Here is an 8,515-nt window from a genome sequence, read left to right as displayed (position 1 = left end):
ACAGCTGGTACTGCACGTATGCAATACCCACCGAATATTAGAGTTATTCGTGTAATGTGTTCTGGAAGAATTGACCCACAATTTATTTTAAAAGCATTCCAAGAAGGTGCTGATGGGGTATTTGTAGCTGGATGTCACATGGGTGACTGCCATTACGACGCAGGTAACTACAAATTAGATCGTAGAATGAGATTAATTTATAAATTAGTTGAAGATATGGGAATTGGAAAAGAAAGAGTTCACCACGACTGGATTTCTGCATCCGAAGGTGAAAAATTCTCTCAAGCTGTTAAAATGATGGTTAACAGAATTAAAGAGTTAGGTCCAGCTCCATTAAAACAACAATTAGATGCTGAAGGATAAATTGGAGGAGTTTAATATGGCAGATAAAGTTAAAATAGGAACTATGTGGTTTGGCGGATGTTCCGGTTGCCACTTATCCATTGCGGATTTCCACGAATCCTTAATTGATGTTATGGAATTCGCGGATTTTGAATTTTCCCCTGTACTCATGGATACTAAGTATGACGAAGTACCTGAATTAGACATTATTATTGTCGAAGGTGGAATAAGAAACGATGAAAACAGAGAATTAGCTGAAATGTTAAATGAAAAATCTAACATGGTTATTTCTTACGGAACCTGTTCTTGCTACGGAGGTATTCCAGGTCTCGGAAACTTATGGACTGTTGAAGAGTTAGAAGAAGAAGCATACATTAATTCCGTATCTACTGTAAACCCTGAAGGTGTTATTCCTCACGAAGATGTGCCTCATCTCGAAAGCAGAGTAAGACCTATCAGTGCTGCTATGGATATTGACTTAATGATTCCAGGTTGCCCACCTCGTTCTGATGTTGTAGCAGAAGCTGTTTTAGCATTATTAAGAGGTGACACAATCGAATTACCTTCCACAAACCTTTGTGAAGTTTGTCCTAGAGAAAAACCACCTGCTGGTTTAGCTATGGACTTCATTAAAAGACAATTTGAATTAGGTGCTCCTGAAGCGGATTTATGTTTAATTTCCCAAGGATTAGTATGTATGGGTCCTGCTACCGTATCATTATGTGGTGCAGAATGTCCTTCCATTGGTATCCCATGTAGAGGATGTTACGGTCCTACTGCTAAAGTATTAGATCAAGGAGCAAAAATGATCAGTGCGATTGCATCTGACTACGGTGTACAAGAAGATAAAACCGTTGACCCAGAAACAGTTGCTGATCAATTAGATGATATTGTAGGTACTTTCTACACTTACACATTAGCTGCTGCTTTAGTGCCAATGAAAATGCAGAAAGGAGGAGAATAAAATGGTTAAACTTACTATGGAGCCTGTCACTCGTATTGAAGGACACGCTAAAATTACTGTGCATCTCGACGATGCTGGAAACGTAGAAGAAACAAGATTACACGTTATGGAATTCAGAGGTTTTGAAAAATTCTTAACAGGTCGTCCTGTAGAAGAATTACCAAGATTAGTACCTCGTATTTGTGGTATTTGTGATGTACAACACCACTTAGCAGCTGCTAAAGCAGTTGACCAAATCTTCGGATTCGATGATTACGAAATCTTACCTGCTGCATACAGAATGAGAGAAATTATGAACTGGGGATCATACATGCACTCCCACGCACTTCACTTCTACTTCTTAGCAGCACCTGACTTAATCATTCCAAACGGAACCAGAAAAACCAGAAACGTTTTCCAAGTTATTAAAGACATGCCTGAAATTGCACTTCAAGCAATTAACATCAGAAGAAACGGTTTAGAAATGGTTAGAAAAATCGGTGGTCGTCCTATTCACCCTACCTCATCCACCCCTGGTGGTATCTCAACCGAATTAGACGCTGATACTCAAAAAGATTTACTTGAAAGAGCAAAACAAAATGTTGAATTAGCTCAAGCTACTTTAGACTTAGCTATTCCTGTATTTGAAGAAAACATCGACTTAGTTGCTTCATTAGGTAACTTCGGTGACACCAGACACTGTGGTACCGTAAAACCTGATGGAACTTGGGATGTATATAATGGTAACATTAGATTCAAAGACAAAGATGGAAGCGACTTGTTTGAATACAGAAACGAAGAATACACTGACTATGTTGCTGAACACGTAAAACCTTACTCCTGGTTAAAATTCCCTTACATTAAAGAAATGGGATACCCAGAAGGTATTTACAGAGTAGCACCATTATCCAGGATTAACGTCTGTGATCAAATGCCTAAAGAAGCACCTCTTGCACAAGAAGCTCTTAAAGCTTTCCGTGATGCTTTCGGATACGCTCAAGCACCATTATTATTCAACTATGCTAGACTCATCGAATTATTAGCATCTGCTGAATGTGCTGCTGCAGCATTAGAAGAAGATTTATCTGGTAAAAAATTCCCTGATGAATTAGAAAGAACCGAAGGTAAAGGTGTAGGTATTGTCGAAGCTCCTCGTGGTACTTTAATCCACCACTATGAATCTGATGACAACGGATTATGTAATTACGCAAACATTGTTGTAGCTACAATCCAAAACAACCCAGCTATGGAAATGGGTATTCACCAAGTTGCTTTAGATTACATCAAACCTGGTGTAGAAGTGGATGACAGCATCTTCAACTTAATGGAAATGGTTATCAGAGCTTACGACCCATGCTACCCACTCAATGGATAGTCAAATGAGATTAGCTGAAGTAGATATTGTAGACAGTGAAGGAAACCTCATTAAAAAATTCTAAGTTTAAGGGGGTTTTTATAAATGATTGTATTTAACGAAGATGGCTGTATAAAATGTGGTGCTTGTGAAGGTACTTGTCCTACATCAGCTATTGAAGTAACACCTAACGCTATTATTCACTGTGACACTTGTGGTGAAGAACCTAAATGTGCTGACGTTTGTCCACAAGGTGCATTAAAAGTAGAAGAATTCGAAATTGCTGAAGGCGTAGTCCAAGCAAGATTAGTATTCAATTCTATTTTATGTGATTCCTGTGGTAAATGTGAAGAAGTCTGTCCACAAGAAACCATTAAAGTCACTGGTGAAAAATTAAAAGAAGTTGAAGGTTTCTGTGTAATGTGTCAAAAATGTGTTGACATTTGCCCAGTCGATGTAATTGGTGTTCCAGGCATTAAAGAACCTGCTGAATATGAATTAGATCTTGATGGTAAAGGACCTGTTTACATCAAAGATTGTGTTGGATGTGGAACTTGTGTAGAACCTTGTCCTGTAAACGCAATTACTCTTGAAGAAGTTGGCAGTCCTGTTACTGTAGGTGACGATTGTATCAGATGTGGTTTATGTTCTCAAACCTGTCCTTGGAATGCAATATTCATTGCTGAGAAAAAACCTATCAAACGTACAAAAGAAATCAAATCTTTCACTTTCGATTCAGCTAAATGTATTGGATGTAACACTTGTGTCGAAGCATGTCCTGGTGATTTCATCGCTGCAAACAGTGCTAGTTTAACTGTTGCAATTCCTAGTGTCTGTGCTGCATGTGGTTTATGTGTAAAACTCTGTCCTGTTGACGCATTAGAAATTGATGTGGAATGGCAGAAGGTATTGGAAGAGACGCAGAAAAATGTGACTTCATCGGTGCATGTGCTAACAAATGTCCTACTGAAGCTATTCGTGTAGTTACCAAAACTGGTATGTGCTGCCCTGCTTTAGAGGAAACAGATTTAGAGCCATCATTTGCTAGCTGTATTAGATGTGGTGCTTGTGCTTCAATGTGTTCCAACGACGCATTAAAAGTTGAACAATACGAAGTATCAATCAACGGCGAACCTGTTGTAAGAGACAGAATTGCATTCAACCCATCTAAATGTGATCAATGTGGTGACTGTATCGAAGCTTGTCCTTATGACATGATTCACAAAACAGACAATCCTAAATTACCAATTGCAGGATTCTGTACTTTATGTGGTCAATGTATTGAGGCATGTCCTGAAGACGCATTATGTTACAAATAGGTGTGTAAACACACCTTACTTTTTTCTTTTTTTTATAAAAATAGTTATAATTTATTCATTACTGTTTTTCCATTGACTATTGTCATTACTGGAAGTCCTTTATATTCCCAACCGTCAAATGGAGAGTATTCCGCTTTTGTTTTAAATTCTTCAATATTGAATTTGCCTTCTTTTTTCAAGTCAATCACGGTAAAATCAGCATCGTATCCGATTTCAATTTTTCCTTTGCGGTTTAATCCATAGACCTTTGCGGCATTTTCACTGAATATTTTAGGAATCAGCTTGAAGTCAAGATTTCCATTATTTACTTCAGTTAAAAGTAATGGCACTACTGTTTCAAGGTTTGGTATGCCTGGGGATGATGCCCATGTTCCTTTTGTCTTATCTTCGAGAGTATGTGGCGCATGGTCGGTACCGATTATTGAACTTTCATCCAAATCACCGATTCTCACACTGTCCGCTTCAGGTCTTAGTGGAGGATTGGTTTTTATGAATGTGCCATATATATTGTATGCTGAATTATCAAGTAGTAAATGATGAGGTGTAAATTCCCAGCTTATAGGCATGCTTTTACTTGCACTTTTTGCAATACTTAGTGATTTGCTTGAGCTTAGATGGCATATATGCAAACGTAAGTCATTGGCCCTTGCAAGTTCGATTGCCTGTTTCACTGATTCATCCTCAGATTCGGTTGGTCGGGCATATGTATAATCAATAGCAGGATTTTCATTATTCTGTTTCAGCCTTTCGGTTTCTGATTCAACTATGGATTTTTTTTCACAATGTGTAGCAACAAGCCCATTGTAGGAGGTGGTTTCTTTTAAGATTGATAGATTATGGAATATTTCTTCCAGACTTTCATCACTTTCCAGATCCATGAATACTTTAACGGAAATCGGATTCAGCTTCATCATTTTCTTCATTTCTTCCAAATCGCTGTGGCCGACTTGAAGTTCAAAGTTAACGACAGACTTGCTTTTTGCTATTCTGATTTTTTCTTCAAGCGCCTTGTAGGTGTTTGTCTTTGGAAGAGTATTTGGCATATCGATTACTGTTGCAAACCCTCCGTTTGCAGCAGCCAGACTTCCTGTTTTAAAATCTTCCTTCTGTGTCAGTCCTGGATCTCTGAAGTGTATATGAGGGTCAATAAAACCTGGGAGTACATAATTGTCCTTCATGTCAATAGTTTCTGCGGCTTCAAGAGGGGTTTTTGAAATGTCTGTTATCTTTCCCTCATTGATTTTTATAAAGTACTCTCCAATTTCATCAACTAATCTGCAATTTTTTAAAACCAAATCCATAATAATCACCTGCTTGTTTCAATATTTGTCATTTCTATTTTTAAAAGATAACTTTTTTTAATTTAAAAAAATAAATTTTCTATTATGTCTCAAATTTCAAATATTCTCAAAAGGGATAAGGAGTTATTCTACAATGATTTAAATGCAGAGTGTGAAATTTCAGATAAGTCCTGCGATACTCTTTTAGTGTCTGATTTCACAGAGTATAATCCTTTACATAACGGTCATTTTCATTGCATGAAAACTGCAAAGGGCATGTTTCCCGACTCATTGTTTGTGGCTATTGTGCCGGGCTTGTTTGAGAGGAGCGGCAGGGGCATACCATATATACTGCCACGTGAAGTCCGGGCGGAAATTGCAATTTCAGTCGGGGCAGACATTGTTGTGGAAGGTCCTCCTATGGGCATAATGGGATCCGGCCAATATTCCCTATGCCTATGCAAGATGTTTCAGGCTTTGAACACGGATTATATTCCTCGAGGGTATAAACCTGTTGAAGGTATGGATGAAATATTGAAAAGAATCAACATGGGACATCATATAGCTTCAAAACCTTATAAGATTGTGGATAAAACCACCAATGAAATTCTTTTGAGGGGCAAGCTTGAAGAGGACAATTATGTGATAACCTCATTTTCAAATTCCCTGTCAAAAATAGGCTTTGACTATAAGGACAAATTCGTTTTCGTTGAGCGGATTGAAGGCGTGAGCGGCACATTGATTCGTGAAAGCATTTTGGAGGATAATTTCGATAATGTTCTGGACATGATGCCTCAAAAAACTATCGATGTTTTAAAAAGAGAAATCAAAAGCGATGGGATAATATATGGCATTAGGGATGAGGAGACCATCTTAAACACTGCAAACAATTATTCTTTTGAGGAATTATCAGCTTTAAATCTCTTCAATGATAAATTGGCTCAAAACATAATTGAAAATAGGCCTTTTGATGATATAAACTCCTTGGAACAGTCAATACTGCAGGGATTCTCTTCCCATTTCAAGCAGAGAATACTGAGCATAATGGAAAATCCAATTCCAAAAAAAGAAATATCTCAATATATTGATAAATATCCGTCAAACATCAGGGTTTTGGGATATAAAGATAAAAAAAGTTTAAAAAAATTTAAAGAAAAAGTCCGCAATGAAAAAATTTCATTATACTGATGGAGGCGGACTTAAAATATTATTTATTACATTCTGTGGGTTTGAAAGCGCATAAATTGCTTCCATAAATGTTGGATATGTTGCATGTAATATGAATATGTAAATCAAGTAGTATATTACAACCAAAATTATTATGACCAACAATATGGTTAAAAGGATGTCAACTACGCCCATAGGCTCTTTTTCTTCCTGATAATTCAGGTTATGGATATTGTCTTTGCCTTTTTTACCGCCTTCTTTTTCAGCTAAAAGTTCAGCCCTGATTCTTGCCTCCATTTCTTCTGGAGTTTCATTTTTAGGGGCTCGTTTTTGATCTTTCAATAGGGTTTCTTCTCTTTCAGGATATTCTTTTCTGGTTAAAGAACCGTATTGCTCTTCATCTTTAGCTAATTGTTCGCCTAAAGGAACATTGTCATCGAAGTATAGGTCATCTAAATACTTTTCATATCTGTCTTCCAAATCCATTCTGGCGCTTGTTGGTTGTGGGTCATATGAATGGTCAGGATAAATAAATTCCGCTTGTTCGCTAGGAGCTTGTTGTGGAATTTCAGTTTGTGCAATTTGTGGTTCTTGAGAGATTGGACGTTGTTCAACTTGAGGTTGGACAGGTTCCTTTTCATATGAGGTTTCAATGCCTCCGCTATACTCAATATTATCCTTTATATTATATGGGGAATCGTCACGAATTTGTTTGATTTCATGAACTTCAGGTGCTGGAGGTACTTCCTCAGCAACATTTTGTGTTTGGTACACGCTTTCTTCAGCCGGTTGCTTATCGAGTCTTGCAGGTTCAGTTCTCACAGGTTCTTGAACAGCTTCGTTTTGAGCAACTTGTGCTGCTTTATTTTCAGCTCCAAGACCTACAATTTTTTCTAAACATTCTTTACAGTAGATTTTACCGGCAAGTTCTAATCCGCATTCTTTACAAATTGATTTTCCACATATGGCACATGTATCTGTGCCATCTCTGTCAGGATGATAATAGCATTCCATAAATTACACTCTCATAAGAATTAATATATATTGATTTTATATATGTTTTTTTTATTTATATAAAACTTTTCATTGTTTAGTTTTTTCGACGATTTTTTCGACAACTATCTCAGAAGCGATTAAATCATCAACGGTTGCAAGAAAAGAACCTAATTTTTCACTGTTTACTTCATATTCGATAGTGTTATTGTTTAATCTGGATTTAAGGTAGTTTTCATTGTCAACTTCAAGGGAATCAAACACCACCTTTGCGTCATCTGCACTTTTATATATGAAAGTAAGATCTCCACTGATTTTCATAAGTTATTATATATTGTTTATTAACTAAAATAATTTTAGGTGGCAAAAATCTCAAAAATATGGTAACCTTTATTAATGACTTAATCAATATATTTAAGTATTCTATTATATTACGATATAATTTTTATATAGCTATTGTTGAAAATTCACTATTTTTAGCTATTTTTAATTAAAAACAATTTATATTTATTTCGGAGGAATAGTAATGGTTCGTGCTTACACAAGAAGAGATTATATTAGAAAAACCCCAAATTCAAGAATCGTACAATACGATATGGGAAACTTAAAAGATGAATTCCCAGTATCTTTAAGTTTAGCTGTAAAAAAACCAGCTCAAATCAGACACAACTCTTTAGAAGCAGCAAGGATTGCTTCTAACAGATTGATGCAAAGAGCTGCTGGTAGAATGGGATACCACTTAAAATTAAGAGTATACCCACACCAAATCGTAAGAGAAAACCCAATGGCAACCGGTGCAGGTGCAGATAGGGTACAAAGCGGTATGAGAAACGCTTTCGGTAAACCTATTTCTGTAGAAGCTATCGTTAAAAAAGATCAAAGGATTATTACCATTGATTGTAACGCTAAAAACTTTGAAGAAGCTAAAGTTGCACTTAAAAGAGCAGGTATGAAATTACCAGTTCCATGTAAAATTGTTGTCGACAAAGGTGAAGAATTAATTAAATAGATTTATTTAATTAATCTTTTTTTACTCTTTTTTTATAAACTCATTTTTTTTATCATAAACTTTTTTTCATTAAATATTTAAACGTTGAAAATCATATTTAAATATAAT

General features: G+C 36.3%; 7 protein-coding genes and 2 pseudogenes. 6 read left to right on the top strand and 3 right to left on the bottom strand.

Going from position 1 to position 8,515, the window contains the following annotated elements; all coding sequences use genetic code 11:
* The 4 genes and pseudogenes from QZN27_RS02400 to QZN27_RS02385 all read left to right on the top strand — a co-directional run.
* Positions 1-363, top strand: a 363-nt coding sequence (locus QZN27_RS02400; RefSeq protein WP_296783138.1) for a hydrogenase iron-sulfur subunit, incomplete at its 5' end; no start/stop codon positions are given.
* A 16-nt stretch (positions 364-379) separates the two neighbouring features.
* Positions 380-1,306 carry a F420-nonreducing hydrogenase gene (locus tag QZN27_RS02395; RefSeq protein WP_296783136.1) on the top strand — a complete coding sequence of 309 codons (927 nt, stop codon included), beginning with the start codon at positions 380-382 and terminating at the stop codon, positions 1,304-1,306.
* Between the two features lies 1 nt (position 1,307).
* A pseudogene (locus QZN27_RS02390) lies at positions 1,308-2,724 on the top strand (Ni/Fe hydrogenase subunit alpha).
* A gap of 20 nt (positions 2,725-2,744) precedes the next feature.
* Positions 2,745-3,958 (top strand): annotated as a pseudogene (locus QZN27_RS02385) (4Fe-4S binding protein).
* Positions 3,959-4,002: 44 nt separating this feature from the next.
* Here QZN27_RS02385 and QZN27_RS02380 read toward each other — a convergent pair.
* Positions 4,003-5,259 carry a dihydroorotase family protein gene (locus QZN27_RS02380; RefSeq protein ID WP_296783134.1) on the bottom strand — a complete coding sequence of 419 codons (1,257 nt, stop codon included), beginning with the start codon at positions 5,257-5,259 and terminating at the stop codon, positions 4,003-4,005.
* An 84-nt stretch (positions 5,260-5,343) separates the two neighbouring features.
* Between QZN27_RS02380 and QZN27_RS02375 the strand changes: the two genes are divergently transcribed.
* A complete protein-coding gene (locus QZN27_RS02375) occupies positions 5,344-6,426 on the top strand; it encodes a nucleotidyltransferase family protein (protein ID WP_296783131.1) in 1,083 nt (360 codons plus the stop codon).
* On the opposite strand, the gene QZN27_RS02370 is transcribed toward QZN27_RS02375, so the two are convergent.
* Positions 6,418-7,419, bottom strand: coding sequence for a hypothetical protein (locus QZN27_RS02370; RefSeq protein ID WP_296783128.1), 1,002 nt, complete (start codon positions 7,417-7,419; stop codon positions 6,418-6,420). The two genes, QZN27_RS02375 and QZN27_RS02370, sit on opposite strands and share 9 nt — an antisense overlap.
* 69 nt (positions 7,420-7,488) lie before the next feature.
* The gene (locus tag QZN27_RS02365) at positions 7,489-7,719 is read right to left on the bottom strand and encodes a KEOPS complex subunit Pcc1 (RefSeq protein ID WP_296783125.1); all 231 of its coding nucleotides are present in this window, start codon (positions 7,717-7,719) and stop codon (positions 7,489-7,491) included.
* A 205-nt stretch (positions 7,720-7,924) separates the two neighbouring features.
* On the opposite strand from QZN27_RS02365, the gene rplJ reads away from it, so the two are divergent.
* On the top strand, positions 7,925-8,407 hold the full coding sequence (gene rplJ / locus QZN27_RS02360) for a 50S ribosomal protein L16 (RefSeq protein ID WP_296783123.1): 483 nt from the start codon (positions 7,925-7,927) through the stop codon (positions 8,405-8,407).
* Positions 8,408-8,515 lie beyond the last annotated feature (108 nt).

Origin of the sequence: uncultured Methanobrevibacter sp. (genome assembly GCF_900316895.1) — an archaeon.
Lineage (GTDB): Archaea > Methanobacteriota > Methanobacteria > Methanobacteriales > Methanobacteriaceae > Methanocatella.
Note: the sequence above shows the minus strand (reverse complement) of the source record. Positions and strands in the feature narration are given on the sequence as shown.